Source organism: Pseudomonas sp. NFACC51, assembly GCF_900103575.1.
GTDB classification, from domain to species: Bacteria; Pseudomonadota; Gammaproteobacteria; order Pseudomonadales; family Pseudomonadaceae; genus Aquipseudomonas; species Aquipseudomonas fluorescens_Q.
Map to the genome: position 1 here is coordinate 163,710 of NZ_FMXH01000005.1, position 16,478 is coordinate 180,187.

The 16,478-nt window shown below is 60.8% G+C and carries 22 protein-coding genes; all 22 read right to left on the reverse strand.

What is annotated here, in order from left to right; translation table 11 throughout:
- Positions 1–5 precede the first annotated feature (5 nt).
- On the reverse strand, positions 6–473 hold the full coding sequence (gene recX, locus BLT00_RS12440) for a recombination regulator RecX (protein WP_003198353.1): 468 nt from the start codon (positions 471–473) through the stop codon (positions 6–8).
- Between the two features lie 8 nt (positions 474–481).
- Positions 482–1,534, reverse strand: coding sequence for a recombinase RecA (gene recA / locus BLT00_RS12445; RefSeq protein WP_003198351.1), 1,053 nt, complete (start codon positions 1,532–1,534; stop codon positions 482–484).
- 83 nt (positions 1,535–1,617) lie between these two features.
- Complete coding sequence (locus tag BLT00_RS12450) at positions 1,618–2,118, reverse strand: CinA family protein (RefSeq protein ID WP_092144135.1); 501 nt, start codon at positions 2,116–2,118, stop codon at positions 1,618–1,620.
- Positions 2,119–2,189: 71 nt separating this feature from the next.
- Positions 2,190–2,726, reverse strand: a complete 537-nt coding sequence (locus tag BLT00_RS12455; RefSeq protein ID WP_092144133.1) for a lysis system i-spanin subunit Rz — start codon at positions 2,724–2,726, stop codon at positions 2,190–2,192.
- Complete coding sequence (locus tag BLT00_RS12460) at positions 2,708–3,271, reverse strand: glycoside hydrolase family 19 protein (protein WP_092144131.1); 564 nt, start codon at positions 3,269–3,271, stop codon at positions 2,708–2,710. The genes BLT00_RS12455 and BLT00_RS12460 overlap by 19 nt, the downstream gene beginning before the upstream one ends.
- A gap of 148 nt (positions 3,272–3,419) precedes the next feature.
- On the reverse strand, positions 3,420–4,436 hold the full coding sequence (locus BLT00_RS12465; protein ID WP_092144129.1) for a contractile injection system protein, VgrG/Pvc8 family: 1,017 nt from the start codon (positions 4,434–4,436) through the stop codon (positions 3,420–3,422).
- A 9-nt stretch (positions 4,437–4,445) separates the two neighbouring features.
- Positions 4,446–4,658, reverse strand: coding sequence for a tail protein X (locus tag BLT00_RS12470; RefSeq protein WP_063322730.1), 213 nt, complete (start codon positions 4,656–4,658; stop codon positions 4,446–4,448).
- On the reverse strand, positions 4,651–5,034 hold the full coding sequence (locus BLT00_RS12475) for a phage tail protein (protein WP_038857206.1): 384 nt from the start codon (positions 5,032–5,034) through the stop codon (positions 4,651–4,653). The genes BLT00_RS12470 and BLT00_RS12475 overlap by 8 nt, the downstream gene beginning before the upstream one ends.
- A complete protein-coding gene (locus BLT00_RS12480) occupies positions 5,034–7,211 on the reverse strand; it encodes a phage tail tape measure protein (RefSeq protein WP_092144127.1) in 2,178 nt (725 codons plus the stop codon). The genes BLT00_RS12475 and BLT00_RS12480 overlap by 1 nt, the downstream gene beginning before the upstream one ends.
- A 128-nt stretch (positions 7,212–7,339) precedes the next feature.
- Complete coding sequence (locus tag BLT00_RS12485; protein WP_092144125.1) at positions 7,340–7,906, reverse strand: phage tail assembly protein; 567 nt, start codon at positions 7,904–7,906, stop codon at positions 7,340–7,342.
- Between the two features lie 184 nt (positions 7,907–8,090).
- Positions 8,091–8,597 carry a phage major tail tube protein gene (locus tag BLT00_RS12490; protein WP_092144123.1) on the reverse strand — a complete coding sequence of 169 codons (507 nt, stop codon included), beginning with the start codon at positions 8,595–8,597 and terminating at the stop codon, positions 8,091–8,093.
- Complete coding sequence (locus BLT00_RS12495) at positions 8,597–9,763, reverse strand: phage tail sheath protein (protein ID WP_092144121.1); 1,167 nt, start codon at positions 9,761–9,763, stop codon at positions 8,597–8,599. The genes BLT00_RS12490 and BLT00_RS12495 overlap by 1 nt, the downstream gene beginning before the upstream one ends.
- A 2-nt stretch (positions 9,764–9,765) precedes the next feature.
- Positions 9,766–9,975, reverse strand: a complete 210-nt coding sequence (locus BLT00_RS12500) for a hypothetical protein (RefSeq protein ID WP_063322736.1) — start codon at positions 9,973–9,975, stop codon at positions 9,766–9,768.
- Positions 9,976–10,064: 89 nt separating this feature from the next.
- Positions 10,065–10,490 carry a tail fiber assembly protein gene (locus BLT00_RS12505; protein WP_092144115.1) on the reverse strand — a complete coding sequence of 142 codons (426 nt, stop codon included), beginning with the start codon at positions 10,488–10,490 and terminating at the stop codon, positions 10,065–10,067.
- A 10-nt stretch (positions 10,491–10,500) separates the two neighbouring features.
- Positions 10,501–12,420 carry a phage tail protein gene (locus BLT00_RS12510; protein WP_092144113.1) on the reverse strand — a complete coding sequence of 640 codons (1,920 nt, stop codon included), beginning with the start codon at positions 12,418–12,420 and terminating at the stop codon, positions 10,501–10,503.
- Complete coding sequence (locus BLT00_RS12515) at positions 12,421–13,056, reverse strand: phage tail protein I (protein ID WP_092144111.1); 636 nt, start codon at positions 13,054–13,056, stop codon at positions 12,421–12,423. It abuts the gene before it with no gap.
- Entirely contained in the window at positions 13,053–14,048 is a 996-nt protein-coding gene (locus BLT00_RS12520; protein WP_092144109.1) for a baseplate J/gp47 family protein, read from the reverse strand. The genes BLT00_RS12515 and BLT00_RS12520 overlap by 4 nt, the downstream gene beginning before the upstream one ends.
- Complete coding sequence (locus tag BLT00_RS12525; protein ID WP_063322739.1) at positions 14,045–14,377, reverse strand: hypothetical protein; 333 nt, start codon at positions 14,375–14,377, stop codon at positions 14,045–14,047. The genes BLT00_RS12520 and BLT00_RS12525 overlap by 4 nt, the downstream gene beginning before the upstream one ends.
- Before the next feature lie 11 nt (positions 14,378–14,388).
- Positions 14,389–15,000, reverse strand: a complete 612-nt coding sequence (locus BLT00_RS12530) for a phage baseplate assembly protein V (protein WP_092144107.1) — start codon at positions 14,998–15,000, stop codon at positions 14,389–14,391.
- Between the two features lie 3 nt (positions 15,001–15,003).
- The gene (locus tag BLT00_RS12535) at positions 15,004–15,516 is read right to left on the reverse strand and encodes a hypothetical protein (RefSeq protein ID WP_092144105.1); all 513 of its coding nucleotides are present in this window, start codon (positions 15,514–15,516) and stop codon (positions 15,004–15,006) included.
- 36 nt (positions 15,517–15,552) lie between these two features.
- A complete protein-coding gene (locus BLT00_RS12540) occupies positions 15,553–15,903 on the reverse strand; it encodes a phage holin family protein (protein ID WP_092144103.1) in 351 nt (116 codons plus the stop codon).
- Positions 15,904–16,034: 131 nt separating this feature from the next.
- On the reverse strand, positions 16,035–16,463 hold the full coding sequence (locus BLT00_RS12545; protein ID WP_092144101.1) for a hypothetical protein: 429 nt from the start codon (positions 16,461–16,463) through the stop codon (positions 16,035–16,037).
- Positions 16,464–16,478 lie beyond the last annotated feature (15 nt).

Here is a 16,478-nt window from a genome sequence, read left to right on the forward strand (position 1 = left end):
TTTGTTTAGTCATCCATACCGCGACCGCTGAACAAGCGGTTGATCATTTCCATGGAGTAACCTCGATACGCCAGGAAACGCCCTTGTTTGGCTCGTTCCCGCGCATCGATGGGTAAATGTCCTGAGAACTTGCGGCGCCAGGTGTCCGTCAGTTGCTCCTGCCAATCGATACCGCTTTCGCGCAAGGCAAGTTCGATATCCGGACGTTGCAAACCACGCTGACCCAGTTCCTCACGAATTCGCAAAGGACCATAACCGGAGCGAGCGCGATAAGAGACAAAGCTTTCCAGGTAACGGGACTCCGACAGCAAGCCCTCTTCGGTCAAACGGTCGAGGGCTGTGTCGATCAACTCATCGGGAGCGCCGCGCTGACGCAGCTTACGCGTCAGCTCGACTCGACCATGCTCGCGCCTGGCGAGCAGGTCCATCGCGGTTCGTCGCACCGCGACGAGGGTATCGAGGACGACGGTCATCGATTCGATCAGATGTCAGCGTCAGCCAGGTCGTCAGCGGTCTCGCGATTAGCCACGGACTTGACGTCTGCCACCGGGCTCAACAGCTTGTCACGCAATTGCTTCTCGAGAGCAGCGGCGACTTCCGGGTTATCCGCCAGGAACTTGGCCGAGTTGGCCTTGCCCTGACCGATCTTGGTGCCGTTGTAGGCATACCAGGCGCCCGACTTCTCGACGAAACCGTGCAGCACACCCAGGTCGATCATCTCGCCATTAAGGTAGATGCCCTTGCCGTAAAGAATCTGGAACTCGGCCTGACGGAACGGCGAAGCCACCTTGTTCTTCACGACCTTGACGCGGGTTTCGCTGCCGACCACCTCGTCACCTTCCTTCACCGCGCCAGTACGGCGGATATCGAGGCGAACCGAGGCGTAGAACTTCAGCGCGTTACCACCGGTGGTGGTTTCCGGACTGCCGAACATCACGCCAATCTTCATACGGATCTGGTTGATGAAGATCACCAGGCAGTTGGCGTTCTTGATGTTACCGGTGATCTTGCGCAGGGCCTGGGACATCAGGCGAGCCTGGAGGCCCACGTGCATGTCGCCCATTTCACCTTCGATTTCAGCTTTGGGTACCAGTGCCGCCACGGAGTCGACGATGATCACGTCAACCGCGTTGGAACGTACCAGCATGTCGGTGATTTCCAGGGCCTGTTCGCCGGTATCCGGCTGGGAAACCAGCAGGTCGTCGACGTTGACACCCAGTTTGCCGGCGTATTCCGGGTCCAGGGCGTGTTCGGCGTCGACGAAGGCGCAGGTTGCACCGGCTTTTTGGGCCTGGGCGATCACGGACAGCGTCAGGGTGGTTTTACCGGACGACTCAGGACCGTAGATTTCAACGATTCGGCCTTTTGGCAGGCCGCCGATGCCAAGCGCGATGTCCAGGCCCAGGGAGCCGGTGGAGATGGAAGGAATAGCCTGACGGTCCTGATCGCCCATACGCATTACGGCACCCTTGCCGAATTGACGTTCGATCTGACCCAAGGCCGCAGCCAAGGCTTTCTTCTTGTTGTCGTCCATTAAAGTCCTCACGTAATCAATAAGGCCTGACGGCCAACACCTGTATAAGTAGCCAGTATTATTCCACAGCGATTGAGGATCGCCTACCCCTGATTTGAGATTTCTACAGCGGCATGTTGCAGCAGCCCCTCTAGCGCGGCCTTCACCGTTTGTCGGCGGACCTCGTCGCGGTTGCCCGGAAAGAATCGCTGCTCGCTGATCACCGCTTCGCCAACGCCCCAGGCCAGCCACACCGTGCCCACCGGCTTGTTCGGCGAACCACCATCCGGCCCCGCTACACCGCTGACCGCCACGGCAAAACGCGCCAGGCTTTTATGCTGGGCGCCTCGCACCATGGCCTCGACCACCTCGCGGCTGACCGCCCCTACCGTGCCGAACAACTCGGCCGGTACGTCCAACTGCTGGGTCTTCTGGCGATTGGAATAGGTGACGTAACCCGCCTCGAACCAGGCCGAACTCCCGGGAATCCGGGTAATCGCCTCGGCAATCCCGCCGCCCGTGCAGGACTCAGCCGTGGTGACGTGGGCATTGAGCAACTGCAGGCGCCTGCCCAGCTCAGCGGCCAGTTCGGTGATGTCGTCCATGGTGCTCTCCTGATTCCACACAATTGAGGCCTACCGTACACGAGCAATAGAAGCTTGCAAGGCTTGGCGGATTACCGATCCAGCGCTCTGATATAGGCCTGACAGGCCTGCAAGGCAATCAATCCGCGATCACCGGCGTCGGTGATGGCGATAATTCGTTGAGCATGCGCCGGGTCAAGTCGGGCGCGTGGGGCGCCATGATCCAGGCCGCCGGCGCCGGTGGCGGCAGGCACTGCACAACCGGCGGCAACATCGTTGGCGTCGAGGAGGACTGACAGCCGGACATCGGCAGTAGCAAGGCGATCGCGCAGGCGATCCTGGTCACGTTGGGCATCGCTCAAGGCTCGGTAATGGGTTTGTTCGCTGGCGGACAGCTGCTGCTCAAGGGCCAGACGTTTGTCTTGCTCGGTCTTTTGCTGCGTCGCGGCCGCTTGGGTTATCTGATTCAACGTCTCGCTCTGGGCTTGGGCCAACTGCGCCAACTGCTGGCCATAACGCCAATCCTGGATTCGCCACGCCAGCATCGCCGGGCCACCCGCCAACAATGCCAGTAAAACGATGATACCCAGGGTACGAGTAGAGAAAGGCATCAGGCCAAAGGCTGGCATAACACCGCCCTCGCCCGCGCCCAGAGTTGCAGGCGATCCTCCAAGCCGTTCAAACCGCCATTGATGCGTCGGGTGATGCTGTTGAACTGATCACGATCGGCCAGCTCGTTCAAGCCGCTCTGCTCCCAGAACCAAGCGGAGGATTCGGATGCCCATTGCGGCTGCTCAAGAAGCTCAGGCAGCGCCAGCAGCCGTTCATCACCGAACAAGCCAAGACTACAGCGACGATAATTGTCATGGCCGGTAATCTGGATCAGTCCTCGGCCGCGATACTTCTGGCCGTCGCCGTCAGCCTGGGGCGAGTTGCCCAGGCGAACGGCCAACGCGCCGGTGTCGTATTTGCTTAGATAGGCTTCGCTGCCCAGCTCGCGCACATACCGTAGCTGCCCCGACTCGTGGCCGATTTGCGCCAGGAACGCAGCGATGCGTTTAGGCGTGACGATACGGTGGCGGGACATGGCGATGTTAAGGGCTGAAACAAAAACGCCCGCTTGGGCGCGGGCGTTGGGCATGATGCTGATAAGTTGTGCTTGGGTGACGTCCATAGACCGTCCCTCGAAAAAACATTACTGAAGTTGCGTTGCCAGCCAGGGCGGCGCGACGATGCCTGGCCGCGGGGAACCACTCATCCTACGGCCACGCTCCCAAGGCATGTCGAGAGAAAGTGCAGTCACCAGCCCCACAGGAATGGCGTCAGGCCTTGGCATCCAGGCAGGTCGCATCAATCAGGCAGCGATAGCTTTTTTCCCGGTCGCCACTGGCGGTGACCTTGTCGATCGACCAGCGACCGCGCATGAAATCCGGCCAGGTGGCGTCCAGCAGTACGATGCCCTCGGCGGACAGCCCCGGGTTGCCAGGGCACTCGATCGCCACCTTGAGGGCTTCGCGCATCATCCTGCGCACCTCGCCTTCACCGGCAGCGCGGGCGTCATCTGCGCTCTGGAAGCGCTGGCGCAGGGTCTTGAACGGCGCGAGGCCGCTCTCTTCGACCTGCAACTTGCCGGCCGTCGCGTCCCACCAACGGGTCTTGCAGCCTTGGTATTTCGCCCGGGCGGTTTCATCCAGCTTGGCCGAAATAAAAGCCTGGTCGCCAGGACGATTGTTGGTCGTCACCGACAGTTTTATCTCGGGCAGGACCTTGCCCGACAGCGACTTCGCCTGGCCGCGCCGCGCCAGCACATACAGCTCGTTGATCGGCTTGGCGACGGCGTCATAACGATGGGCCAGGCGCGTCAGGAACCCCATGTCGGTTTCGTTGGACTGGTCGATGTGCTCGATCTTGATCAGCGCCAGGTCTGGCGCCACCCGGGGAGAAAAACCGTGCCTGGACGTCAGTTGACGAAACAGCGCCCCCAGGGTCGTCGGTCCATGGCTGACGGATCGGCGCTGCTTGAACCCGGTCTGGTCCGCCGCACTGAACGGCGCGGCCATGGCCACCAAGGTCAGGCGCAACGGGAACAGCGTCGGCGTGCGCCGGGTAATGACGAACTCGCCCTTGTCCACCAGCCCCGACTCCACGTAGCCGACCCGCAAACCGATTTTCCCGCCCAGGCTGGGCAACCCTTCCAGCCCGTCCAGGCTGATGGTGAGGGTCAGTTGATCCGACTCGATTCCTGCCGCGTCGACGTGTGTCCAACTGAGCAATCGTGCGTTGAGCAGCGCGGCGTTCGCGCCGTACACTTCCACCGCAGGCGTGAAACCCAATGACATGTTGCCTCCTTAATCCCAGGCCGAAACCGGTGGGGTTGCCACGGGCTTGAGGTCCACTTCCGGCAAGACCACCCATACGCCCGCCGGCAATACAGGCCCCCATTCAGCCAGCCCCGGATTGAGCCGCCAGAGCGCCTCTTCGACGATGTCGTCACAGCGCTCAAGCTCGCGGTACAGCAACAGATTCACCGAATCACCGGCGATACTTCGAACCCTACGCATTGGCGAACTCCGTCAATTCAACCACCCAGCCGACCACCATCGCCGTGCCGTCATCAATGATCTCGGTCTGGGTTTCCGTCACCTTGTTGATCTGCCACAGGCCCCAATTGCGACCGATGCCATCGACCAACGGCACGGGGACTCGCTGCGCCTGCAAGGCGCGCAACTCATCGAGGCGATCCATGGCGGTGGCGTACATCGACTTGCCGGTGATCGTCAGCCCTTGCAGGCCTTGGCCGACCTGGCTGGACTTGGGTTTGCTGGTGAGGATGTCGATGCTCTTCCAGCCACCGTCCGAGGTGCGTACCAGGCTGTGGTACGCAAAGTTTCTCGACAAACCGAAAATGAAACTGCCGAGTGCCATTTGCTGACGCATCACGTACCTCCGTCGGTCAGGGCCGCGTCACTGCGCATGGCGAGTGAGTTGGGCATGGTCATCAAGCCGAATTGGCCCGAGAGCTGCTGCACGACCAGGTTGGCCAACTGACTCGCGCTGGCCTGGTCCTGGCCGTTGATGTAGATGTTTGCGGTCATGGTGTTTTGTTGCGTGGTTGTCTGGGTGCTAGCCAGGTCTTTGCTGACCTGGTCTGGAGCGGCGAGTCTGTCGGCGGGGGCGACGAGCTTCTCCCCCAAGGACGCGCCCGCATCGCTCCCCAACCAGCCGCCCAGCAGTCCGCCAACCAGACCACCAATGGCAGTGCCGATCACCGGAACGACGCTCCCCAAAGCGGCACCGGCCGCAGACCCCGCAGCAGCGCCTGCCCAGCCGCCACCTGCCGCTCCCAGGCCTGCACTCATCATTCGTTTGTCGCCGGTCAGTACACCCTCGGCCACATCAGCGACGGCACCGACTACTTTTAATGGGCCGGGCGCCCTGCGGGTCATCGAGCGTAATGAGGCCGTTGACCCGAGTGAAAAACGCCCTGCGCCTCCCAGTGAGCCTCGTGTACTGACACGTATTTTCGTCCCGCTCGGGGATTCGGGACGCTGGGTGGCATTGCGTGTATCCAGCTTGTCCCCACGAGGATTTCTGAAATCTTCGGAGATCACTTCCCCCAATCGGCCGGGAAGGTGCGGAGCGACCTTGCCCAACACCCGCTTGGCCACCTGATTGGACATCTCATCCCCTACAGCCTTGAGCAGCGCGCCCACCAGCGGTTTGATCGCCGCGCCAATCAACACAATGGCCGCAGCGGCTTTAGGTGAGGACTCCGCCAACTCACTCATGCCATCGGCCAGCGACCCCAACCACTGGAACGAGGTATCCGCCGAGGGCATCAGGGCATTGCCCGTGGCCAGCGACAAACGCTCGCTGCGGGCGTTGAGGACGTTCAGTTGGCCCTGCCGGGTATTCGACAGCGCCAACGCGTCCTGCCGCACCGAACCGTTGTTGTCCAATTGTGAAGTGGCGTATTGGCCTGGGTCTTTGACCTGCCAGAACGCGGCGTTCACATCGTCGAGTTTCTGCGACATGCGCAACACCGCGGCATCCCCAGAGCCAAACAGCGAAGAGGCCAGGGACGAGCGTTTTTCGGTCGGCTGCGCGTTCAAGGCCGCCAGCACCGACATCACTGTCCCCGGCGCGGCGTCCTTGTCACGCAAGCCGCTCGCCACCTCTTTGGGATCAAGTCCCAGTTGCTTCCAAGCCGCTTGCTCGGTCGCGGAGGCCTGATCGCCCTTGCCTAGAGCAGTCGTGAAGTGATCGAGCGCCACACCCGCTTCAGCTTGTTGCGCGCCGGTATTGAGAAGTGCCGCCGTCAGCGCCGCAGCTTGGGCAGGCTGCAGGCCCGCCGAGGTCGCGGCCGCACCGTCACGCTGCAACACTGTGCCGATCTCACTCGCTTTCGCACCACCGGGAATCTTGCTCAGGTGGTTGGTAGCGTCCGCCAGATCAAACGCTTTCTCTGCGCTGAGCTTCATGGAGGTGCGCCAGCCGAGCAGCATCTCGGCGGCTTCCATGGCTGGCATTTTGAACGTCGATGCTGTGACACCCGCATCACTGGCGAAGCGCAACAGCGCCAATTGCCGGTCCGAGGCATTGGGCAGATCGCTGCCGACTCCTGCCCTGGCCGCCAGGCTTTGCATCCTCACCACCTCAACCGCCGTGGTCCCGCCGGCCGCCACCAACGGCGCACTGGCGATACGCTGGGTTGGCTCCGCCATTTCTGCAATCTGGCGAGGCGTGAAGTGGCCGGCCTGCTTCAGATCGGCCATGGCCGCATCCATCGCTATCGCCGGTTTGAGCAGCGCCGGTGGTTCGATACCGCCACCCGACTTACCCTTTGGCTCATTGGCCGACTCACCCTTGGTGCCGGCGCCCATCGTTTGGGAAAACAATCGTTGCGCCGATAGCTTCACGGTCAGCGACTCGATCGCCGTGGTCAGCAACCCGAGCTTGAGCCCAAGTTTCTCCAGCGCCAGGTCGAGGCCCGACAGCTGATCCCTGGCGAACGTGCCTTGTGCTGACACACCGTTCGTAGGGCTGGTATTACCGAACGCCAACCCACTCTCATTGAAGGCTGCGTATTTGAGCGAATATCTATCGTCCGCCATCCCGCTCTACTCCTGTTTCACGCCAAGGCGAGTGATCGCAATGTCGTAGCGACGCAAGGCCTTGCCGGCGTCCCACTCCAGGATTTCCGCCTCACTTACCGAGTAAATGAGCGGCACCACATCGAGGATCACTTCGATGTCGCGCTCCGAAAGAAGTCCGCCGGTTTGTTTAAAAAATCGTCGATGCGCACCTGCAGTTGCGTCCAGTCGGGCACGGTCAGCCGGTCCAGGTCGGGAATCATCAGGCCGGTGCAGTGGGCGGTGATGAACTCGGCGCGCTCCTTGGCCGTCTTCAGTTTTTTCATCGCCTTGGTCGCACGCAGCACCGGCATTTCCAGGGTCAGCGACGTCAGGCTGCGACCCGCGACGTCGAGCGGTTGCAGCAGTTGCACCTGGTCGGGATCGCCCTGTGGCTCATCCAGAAAGTGCGACGCCGGGCGCGTCGACATGTCGTGCACGTACTGGGCAATGCTCACGTAGTCCGGGCGCTTGAGCTGGTCGAGTTCCTTGACCGACAACCCGGTGGCCAGTTTGGCCAGTTCGAAGAACTGATCGTCTTCATCATCGCCGGCGCGGGCCAGGGCGTCTTTTTGCGCGGCGTAGTACAGCGGTTTGAGGGGGAGCTGCTCGATCCGCGCATCGTCGTCACCGATGATCGGCGACAGCAAGACGTGAACGGGAGGTGTCCAGGGCATGAAGTGAATTCCTTGGTGGATACTGGAAAGTGCTGCGATTTTCCGGTCAATCACGATGTGCCCCCTGTGGGAGCGAGCTTGCTCGCGATGGCGTCGGATCAGTCAGCATCGATGTTGGCTGACACACCGCTATCGCGAGCAAGCTCGCTCCCACAGGGGCTGCATCTAGCCGACTGGCAAAGGTTTAAGGCAACAACACCGCACGGCGAGCATCGCCGAGGATGTCGACGCCGTTGAGCACGAACTTCTGGGTGCGCACGTCGATGTCGATCACCGGGACGCCGTTTTCCAGGCGGTTGTAGGTGCGGCAGGACAGCTCCAGGTTGGTCTTGGGTTTCTCGCCCATTTTCAGCAGGGTTTCCTCGAGGGACTTCAACTTGCCACCCACCGTGTGGTAGGTAAACCAGGTGTTGCCGTCCTGATCCTGGCCGGCTTCACGCACGTTCAGCAGAATGTCGTCGCCCACGCTCACACCCAGCGCCAGCATGACTTCCGGGCCAAGGCCTTGCAGCGTCAGCTTGGCTGTCAGCACTTTGCCGGCCTTGGCCATTTCCTCGCCAATGAAACGGCCGCCACGCATCTCCTCCATGTCGAATTCGATCTTCGGCGGGGTGAACTCTTCCACGGTCGCCGACAACGGCAAGCCTTGCAGGGTGGCCGCGATGGCCTGTCTTACGCGGTTGGTAAACATTAGAGAACGTCCTCCAGGAACTGCTCGATGATTTCATCGCGGGCATTGAGTTGATAAATCATGTGTTCGTTCGGCGCGTAGCGGCCGTAGTCGATGACCACGTACCAGGTGCCGTTCTTGTACTTCTCGACGCTGTTCAATTCCGGGTGCAGGTACACGCTGCCGCCGGGGATGGTTTCGTCGGCGACCAGGGTTTGCAGCCAGTCGTTGATGCGCTTCACTTCCTGGTCCATGAACGACTTGGTCAGATTCTTCGCCATGGCCTTCTGCCCGGCCTTGACCAGCTTGCGGCTGATGGCGTCTTCCAGGCCGACGTAGCTGATGAACTTGCCGGTGATGGAGCGGTTGCCCAGCAAGGAGAAGCCGCCGAGGATGGTCCGGGCGTAGTAACTGACGCCATAGCGGTTGAGCAGGTCGCCTTCGGTGGAGGTGTCGAGGATGTTGTATTCCACGGTGCGGGAAACGTCTTCGGCGTAGGTGACCTGGTTGCCCGGGCTCTCCCATTGCTTGACCTTGGCGAGGGCGGCGATGGCCAGGCTCGACGGCGCCAGGAAGACGTTTTTCTTCGCGGCCTTGGAGTACACCGCCGGCATGTTGTGCACCACCAGGCAACGGTCGAAACCGAGGTCCGCACCGCCCAGCTCCTGGCTGTAAGTCACCTGGTCGGCGACCGAGGCATCCTTGCCATCGAGCACCACACGCGCCTTGATGCGCTTGCCGAACGAGGCGAACTCACTGGCGACGGCCTTGGTGCCGGTAAAGCCTGGCGCGCCGATGATGGTCAGGTCTTCAGCGACCCCACTCAACGCCGCCAAGCCCAACTTGCGACCGGTCTGCGCTTCGATGCCGCCGATCACATTGTTCTGCGTGTCGGCCGGCGTGGCGCCCTCTTCGACGATGACGACATAGACCGGCACCTTGACCACTTTGAGGATCTGGTAGACCGCCTGGAACAACGTCCCCGCTTCGGCACCGGTCGGGTCCAACTGGGCCTGGGTGGTGAAGCTGTTGATGCGGAACGGGGTGTTTTTCGGAATCAGCGGATTGGCATTCGGCGCGGTGCCGACCAGCCCGATGACGTTGTCACCCAGGCCACCCATGGCCTCGGGAGATTCAGTGGCATTGACGGTAATGCCGTTGTGCTCGAAGTTCAAAACCTCAGCCATGGTTATTCAGCCTTTTTGGTGGCGGCCTTTTTGGCCGGGGTGGATGCAGAGGCCGATTCGCCGGCCTCGGTTTTTTTCAGCTCCAGGCGACCGGCGCTGCGCAAGGCATTGGCCTCGACGTCGAGCAGGTCGAGTTCCTGGCCAGTGGTCGACCAGTGACCGCCGCCGGTGGGGAATGGGAGGAGTACGGTGTAGGTTTGGCGTGGTGCCATTTTTGGTTCTCCAGATACGGAAAAGCCCCTTGAGGAAGGGGCTGTTGGGTTTTGGATGGGTAAGAAAACGCCCCGTCGGTGCGGGGCGTTTATTTGGGTTGCTCAGATAGCCAGGAGGGGGCTATCGGACGGTGATCCAGCCGAGGAAACGCTTGCGCTTCAGGCCAATTGCGAAGCGCACGCCGGTATTGCTGAAGATCGAGATATTGTGCAGGAGATAACGTGGTTCCAACATTCTCCTCCAGTTCGTCGCGATGGCGAGCCACCACGCCGTCCGTTTCGGACAAGCACTGATCCCGCCAAGCCCGCTCGACAACTGCCAACTCCTCATCGCTGGACGGTTGCGGATCCACAAGCATAGGAAGACCGTCATCATCCCAGGCAATAACCTTACCCTCCGATTGTCCCGCCAGCAGCTCAGCGTGGCGTTCAGCAGAAATTTCGACCACATCATCTGGCATCGAAACATTAATAGCTGCGTCGTAGAAACCACGGGCTATTTTTGAAGCGAACATACTTTTCTCCTTAGTAACCGATGGCTAGGAACTGGACGTTTTCAGACTTTCCGGCGCCGGTACTCCCGTTGAAGCAGTTAATTCCGACCGAGTTGGTAGCAACCACACCGACCGTCGGGACAGAGTTAGTTCCAGATGCAGAAACCAGAACCTTCATTACCGCGGTCGGAAACGTGATAGGAAGGGCGATGGTAGCGGTCCCCCCCGTAGAAGTTGTCCCTGCCCCCCACTGTAAAACCAAACCATCCGGTAATTTTTGATAGCCCGCGGAACCGAATAAGGCAGCAAAGGAAGCAGCGTACTTAAGGGCTAAGGACCCGCCACGCAAGCGCCAAGTCGTCGACACCTTTACGAATTCTGCGTTGTCCCCCATACCTAGAACGACAGTGATCCCTGTCGCAACCGGAGACGCCAATACGTCTCCCCCTGAAGCAAGAACAGTTACAGCACCACTTCCAGTAGCCACTATCTCAATAGTCGCACCCTCTGCAACTCCGGCGGTCGGCGGCAACGTGATGCTGATCGGTGTAGGTGATATCGCCGATATGATGCCGCCGATACTCGAAGCACCGAGTGCGGAACTGGCAGTAAGCGGCACAAACACCGAATACTCGACGCCCATCCGCTTGGCAAAGGCTGCGTTCACCAATCTGAGAGAGCTGTCGAACTGGGCCGCAGTCGAGCCAAATATTCTTGAATATTGCAACTGTGCCGTCCCACCCGCCCACCACGCGCTCGCACCATTACCGGTCAACTCCAGGGTCGCACCTACCTGCAAGTCGATGCTCGTAATCTGACCTGCCCCCGAATTAATGTTGTCAGCATCGACACAAACAACGGTGACAATGCCGCTACCGATATTCCGAAAATGGATCGCACCACCTGCCGGCAGGGAATTGACTGGAGGCAAGGTGATGGAGAAAGATCCGATGGCAGTAACCAGCGTGCCAACAGCTGATGCCGTCAACGTGGTGGTCGCAGTCAAACTTGTAAAGCCACGATAGCTGCCACTAGCGCGCATAACGTATTCAGTCGTCGCGATCGACTTCGTGTTGTCGAATAGCGGCGGCGTATTTGCCGTCGGATTAACGAGCACCGGCGAATTGAGCGGCGCAAACCCTTGAGTGATGTTCTGAAACACCAACCCCGTAGTGCCCAACACAATCGCCCCATCGGTAACCAACTGCCAGATCGTGTTGGCAAGCGTCGCGCCCTCCTCCACCGAGACAATCAACCCCGAAGTCACTTCGGCGCTCGCATCGGCATCCTTTGCCCGAACCCAAGCGTCGTTCGCGGCCACGTAAATACCGTTGTCTTTCGCCAAAGTCTGGGACTTGACCAAGACCCGATTCCCGGCGATCACTGCAATACCATCGATTGCCTGCGCGCCACTCAAGACAATATTGCCCGTCGTCGCTACCCGCACCGACTGTTTCCTGTCGAGCTTGGCAAGTTCATCAGCGACATAACTTGCAACCCAAGCCCGCGTCGCCTTGACCACCGTATCGTCGATCAGCAACGTCACCAACTCAGCATTACTGGTCTCGAAAATCGCCCGGATGTAAAACTCTTTCCCCGACCCCGAAGTCGCCAACACCGGTTTGAACGACTCTGGATATTTGACAATCGCGTACAGGATCCCGGTATCGGTCCAGATCCCGGCCTCTCGCACATACCAGCCGCCCACTTCCGGCGGGATGGTCACTTCGGCCAGCAACCAACTCGGGTTTTTCTCATCCTGGAACAGCGCATTGAGCGGCCCACGCCACACTTCGCGTTTGAGCGCCGTGGCGGTGGCGGCCGGGTTGTAAACTTCGCCGCCGCCATCACCGACGGAAATCTGCGACAGCTTGATGGGTGTGCCCGCCGCCTTGCAGGCGGTTTCGTAGGCGATCCCCGCATCGGTGAGCAGGGTGTAGTAGTCGGCCATTTAGGACCCCTGTGGATAAATAGTGGAGGTTTCGACGGTGTAGAGTCCGGCGGCCATGAAGGCCTGGCCCGAGGCTTCCAGTCCTTCGATGATGATCGGGTAAACCGTCGTCAGTTCGCCGCACAGCGTCGCGGCGCCGATGACGTGACGGCCGAATGCACTCAAGCCGACAGACACCTTCAAGGTGTCGCGTTCGCTTTTGGCATCCGCCAGGCGACGGTCGAGACGGGCGTCAATTTCTTCGCTGTAGGGCTGCTCGGTAAATGCCCTGACGGAAAAACTGTAGGGCGGGCCAGCGGGTGTTTGCTCATACCAGGCGCGCACTTCAGGCATCAGCTGCAAACCCTTGGCAGCATTTTCCAGCGCCTTTCGCGTCCCGGCCTGCCGGGCGGTTGGCCAGGCGAGTTCAACGGTCAGGCGCTTTTCAGCTTCGGGCGCCGTGGAGCTCCACTCGTTGACCCCACGATCCGCCGCGAGATACGGCAGGAACGCCAAGGGCGTGGTGGCCGGGTTCATCAACTCGGGAAACGGCGGATCGATGCGTTCAAGCAAGCGGGCGAAACCGAGGTCAAGGGCCCTTTCCAGTGGCGAACTGTTGGCCGGCAGCAGACTCGGGCGAGGTGTGTCGTCACTCATAACGTGTCCACCTCAACCTCGACGCCCGTGCAGTACGGGGCTTGGAAAGCCGTGGTCACAATCGGCACCAGCGGTTCGAGAATCTCAAGCTGGACCGCGCCGGCGCTGTGCAGCGTGTAGTCGATCCAGCTCGGGTCCACCCGCCCTTCCAAGCGATGACAGGCCTGGGCATACGCCTGCAACTGCTGCTCGGCGGCAACCTGGGTCAAGCCTGAATCCGGGCCGGCATTGATCCTCGCCACGACACGGATTTTGTAGGGTTTGATTTGTGTGGCCTGCACGATGACCAGATCGGTTTCCGGTCGCACGTCAGGCCGGGCGAAGTGCTGGCGAACACCGTTGAGCAGCGCCTCGGACGGTGTGCCATCGCCCTCGCGGGAAAGCACCGTGACCGTGACTTCGCCCGGTGCCGTCCGGCGTCCGTTGCCGTCCTTGACCTGCGCGGCGAGACCGTCCGGATCGAATGTGTAGGTCACGTTCACGACACCGCCAGCGGCACTGTCCACCTTCACCACTGGCCGTTCACCCAAGGTAAAAATCTCCCGCCGATACTGCATGCGCGAGCCCGCCGCTGGCGCGTGGGGCGCCAGGTAGTAGCGCAACCGCGCATCGTCATCGCTCTCGTAGACCGGGGGGATGGGCGGGAACGCTGCCGGGTCGCCCGGGTCGAGCAACTGACGCTCAAGGCCCATGTCCGCGAGACGAGCGTCGAGGTTGGTGCCCGTGGCCCACCACGCCAACATCTGCTTGATGCGGGCGTTGTATTTGCGTTCGTGGGTTTGCAGCCGCACGCAGAAGGCTTCAAGCGCCAGGGTCAGCAGTTCACTTTCGTTTTCAAGACTGTCCACCAGCTTCGCCGCACTTGCTGGCGAGCGCGCGCCGACGTACTCGACCACGAAGGTCTTGAACTCTGCGAGCAAGTCCTCGAACGCTTCGACAGTGACGATGGCCGGTTCGGCCAGTTGGTTCTGGCCGGGTATCAGCATGCTCATGTCACCACCTCGAACGTCTGTTTGCGGTTTTTCCAGGTACCGGCGAAACGCAACAGCAAGCCGGCGCCGTGTCGACTGGCGACAATGACCTGCGGCTCGAAATCACCGATGCCGTTTTGGGGGTTGTAGAACGCTTGGGCCGCGTGGCTCTGGGCGAGAATCAGCAGGTCGTCACCAAGGTTCTGCCCCAGCAGTTGCGTGAGTGCACAGCCATACAACGGGCGCTTCTGGCGAGTGCCCAACGGCGTCGTCAACGCCCGGGTGGCGCGCTGTACGAACTGCAGCCAGTCGTCGACCGTGGCGCCGGTATTTCGATCGATTCCAATCATGAGGAAGTCCCTTATGCGGTACTGATGACGCGTCCCTGGTGGTCCACCACCGGGCCGCTCAGGTGCACGCCGGAGGCGTCGAGCCGAATGCCGACGGCGCCCAACTGCCATTCGATGGCGTCGGCGGTCATCGCCAACCGCGACGGGCCGATGCTCAGTTGGAGCGCTTCACGGGAACCGCTGAACGTCGCCGGGCCGTTCTGCCAGTGCAGGACATGGCTGGCATGGTCGTAGCCGTTTTCCGTACCGTCCTGATAGAGGCGCCGCGTCAGCGAGGCTCGGGTCGAGACGGGCGGAAACTGACCGCCGTTAAGGCCGAACAACGCCACTGCCTGCCCGCCGCTCTCGCCGCCGCCATGGTTGAGCAACAGGCACTGCTCGCCCACGGACGGAATCCGCGACTCGCTCTGGGCGCCGGCGCTCGGGTTGAAAAAGCGGATCGCCGGGGTCAGCAGGCCACCATGGCTGACCTTGCAGGTGTTGCTGGCCGCATCGACTTCCTGGCAAACGCCAATGCGGCAGAAACTCTCCGCACGCCGATGCAAATCTTCCAGCTCGGTTTCCATCTGAGCCAGACGCTCGACGATCGGCCCCAGGTGCATCCGTAACAGCCCATCGAACATGGCTCAGCCCTCGAGTGCGGTGTATTGATCCGGGTCGTCGATGTTCGACACTTCCCAGGTACGGGCAAATTTCGGGATGCCCAACGGGTCCTCCAGCAGCGTCGGGCCGAGGTACAGGGTTTGGTTGAAGGAAAGAGTCCAGGCGCTGTACGCCCGTGCTTCGTGGATGAACGTGGATGCGATGCCATCGATTTCCGTGGGCAGGTCGCATTGATCACCCGACAGGCCCCAGCGGTTATCCATGACCAGGTGTTTCAATTCACCGGCCAGATCACAGGCCTCCCATCCTGGAACGGCCATGACCACTTGCAAAGACACCGTCAGGACATGGGCGATACGCCCGTCATTGGCGCGGTTACCGGGCGCATCGCGCTCAAGCGCAATCAGCACCCAGGGTTGGTCGTCGGCGCCATCGAACGCCTGGGGGCTGCCGACTTTCAAGGCGGGATAAATGGCGCGCAGCGTCTGGGCAATGGCCGAGAACAACTGCGACGGTTTTTCGATAAGGGCAGGCATTGATCGCCTCCTTGTGTATGGATCAGCGCTGTCGATTCACTGCTGGTCGGGCGGTAGGTCCCGCGGAGGGACTTCGCAAACGCCGAGCCGCTTGGCGACCCAGCGCTCGTAAAGACCGATCGCCACATCGGCACCGGCCATGGCGGTCAGGCAACCCAGTGCGCAAGCACTCCAGATCGACATGCCCAGGGCATACAACAGCATGGTTGCCGACACGCCGCAGACCACGCAGGCACCGGAGCGCAGCACCACGCGGCGCAGCAACGGCCAACCACGGGCGCCCTCCTTGTCAGCGCGCCACATCTCGCCGGACACCCCGCCCACCAGGGCGAGCACGATGACCAGCCAGATCGGCATGTCCAGCAACGCTTGTTGCTCGTTTGTCATGTCTCGTTTCCTGGGGGTGATTAAGATTGGGCGGGGAAGTTGTTTGAAGTTGAAAGAGATGTGGGTCGATGAAACCCATTAAGTCGCTAGAAACGGCGTTCAAACGTTTGTCAGGCAATTGGGGGCTGACATCACTTTGGCGCAGCGCAGGTCGCGCCTTTGTAAGTCATGGTGTAGGTGTAGTGCCTGTCCCAAGACAGCGGTAGCGCACTGGGTGCGGCCCATTCCGCGTAGTTACCCGACATCGAACCAGCGACAGCTAACTTACCCATGGCAATGGTCGCGAGATTGTTGGCACTCCCTGCACCCGGCATGGGCACACTCCCGTTCCATTGGAGATCGTCCCCGTTCTGGAACCATGCGCCCTTCCAGCCGGCCTGGGAACTCGAGTACCAGGTGTTGTCTTCTTTGAAACAGATAGTTTGGTTGGCATAAAAACCGCCGCCCGGAACGTGGTAATAAGCGAATTGCCAGGAACCGACAGGTGAGGTTTCGGCAAACGCGTGGAGGGCCTGGGTCGCCAGGACGGCTGCGATCAATACGCTGAGCAATTTTTTCATTAATTGATTTCCTTT

Bases quoted from the DNA above. Each gene is read 5' to 3' on its own strand.
- BLT00_RS12470 (WP_063322730.1), bottom strand. From the start codon at position 4,658: ATGCGTAGGGTTCGAAGTATCGCCGGTGATTCGGTGAATCTGTTGCTG.
- BLT00_RS12465 (WP_092144129.1), bottom strand. From the start codon at position 4,436: ATGTCATTGGGTTTCACGCCTGCGGTGGAAGTGTACGGCGCGAACGCC.
- BLT00_RS12510 (WP_092144113.1), bottom strand. From the start codon at position 12,420: ATGGCCGACTACTACACCCTGCTCACCGATGCGGGGATCGCCTACGAA.
- BLT00_RS12495 (WP_092144121.1), bottom strand. From the start codon at position 9,763: ATGGCTGAGGTTTTGAACTTCGAGCACAACGGCATTACCGTCAATGCC.
- BLT00_RS12450 (WP_092144135.1), bottom strand. From the start codon at position 2,118: ATGGACGACATCACCGAACTGGCCGCTGAGCTGGGCAGGCGCCTGCAG.
- recX (WP_003198353.1), bottom strand. From the start codon at position 473: ATGACCGTCGTCCTCGATACCCTCGTCGCGGTGCGACGAACCGCGATG.
- BLT00_RS12460 (WP_092144131.1), bottom strand. From the start codon at position 3,271: ATGGACGTCACCCAAGCACAACTTATCAGCATCATGCCCAACGCCCGC.
- BLT00_RS12455 (WP_092144133.1), bottom strand. From the start codon at position 2,726: ATGCCAGCCTTTGGCCTGATGCCTTTCTCTACTCGTACCCTGGGTATC.
- BLT00_RS12520 (WP_092144109.1), bottom strand. From the start codon at position 14,048: ATGAGCATGCTGATACCCGGCCAGAACCAACTGGCCGAACCGGCCATC.
- BLT00_RS12475 (WP_038857206.1), bottom strand. From the start codon at position 5,034: ATGCGTCAGCAAATGGCACTCGGCAGTTTCATTTTCGGTTTGTCGAGA.
- recA (WP_003198351.1), bottom strand. From the start codon at position 1,534: ATGGACGACAACAAGAAGAAAGCCTTGGCTGCGGCCTTGGGTCAGATC.
- BLT00_RS12505 (WP_092144115.1), bottom strand. From the start codon at position 10,490: ATGTTCGCTTCAAAAATAGCCCGTGGTTTCTACGACGCAGCTATTAAT.
- BLT00_RS12515 (WP_092144111.1), bottom strand. From the start codon at position 13,056: ATGAGTGACGACACACCTCGCCCGAGTCTGCTGCCGGCCAACAGTTCG.
- BLT00_RS12490 (WP_092144123.1), bottom strand. From the start codon at position 8,597: ATGTTTACCAACCGCGTAAGACAGGCCATCGCGGCCACCCTGCAAGGC.
- BLT00_RS12530 (WP_092144107.1), bottom strand. From the start codon at position 15,000: ATGTTCGATGGGCTGTTACGGATGCACCTGGGGCCGATCGTCGAGCGT.
- BLT00_RS12545 (WP_092144101.1), bottom strand. From the start codon at position 16,463: ATGAAAAAATTGCTCAGCGTATTGATCGCAGCCGTCCTGGCGACCCAG.
- BLT00_RS12500 (WP_063322736.1), bottom strand. From the start codon at position 9,975: ATGGCACCACGCCAAACCTACACCGTACTCCTCCCATTCCCCACCGGC.
- BLT00_RS12535 (WP_092144105.1), bottom strand. From the start codon at position 15,516: ATGCCTGCCCTTATCGAAAAACCGTCGCAGTTGTTCTCGGCCATTGCC.
- BLT00_RS12480 (WP_092144127.1), bottom strand. From the start codon at position 7,211: ATGGCGGACGATAGATATTCGCTCAAATACGCAGCCTTCAATGAGAGT.
- BLT00_RS12485 (WP_092144125.1), bottom strand. From the start codon at position 7,906: ATGCCCTGGACACCTCCCGTTCACGTCTTGCTGTCGCCGATCATCGGT.
- BLT00_RS12525 (WP_063322739.1), bottom strand. From the start codon at position 14,377: ATGATTGGAATCGATCGAAATACCGGCGCCACGGTCGACGACTGGCTG.
- BLT00_RS12540 (WP_092144103.1), bottom strand. From the start codon at position 15,903: ATGACAAACGAGCAACAAGCGTTGCTGGACATGCCGATCTGGCTGGTC.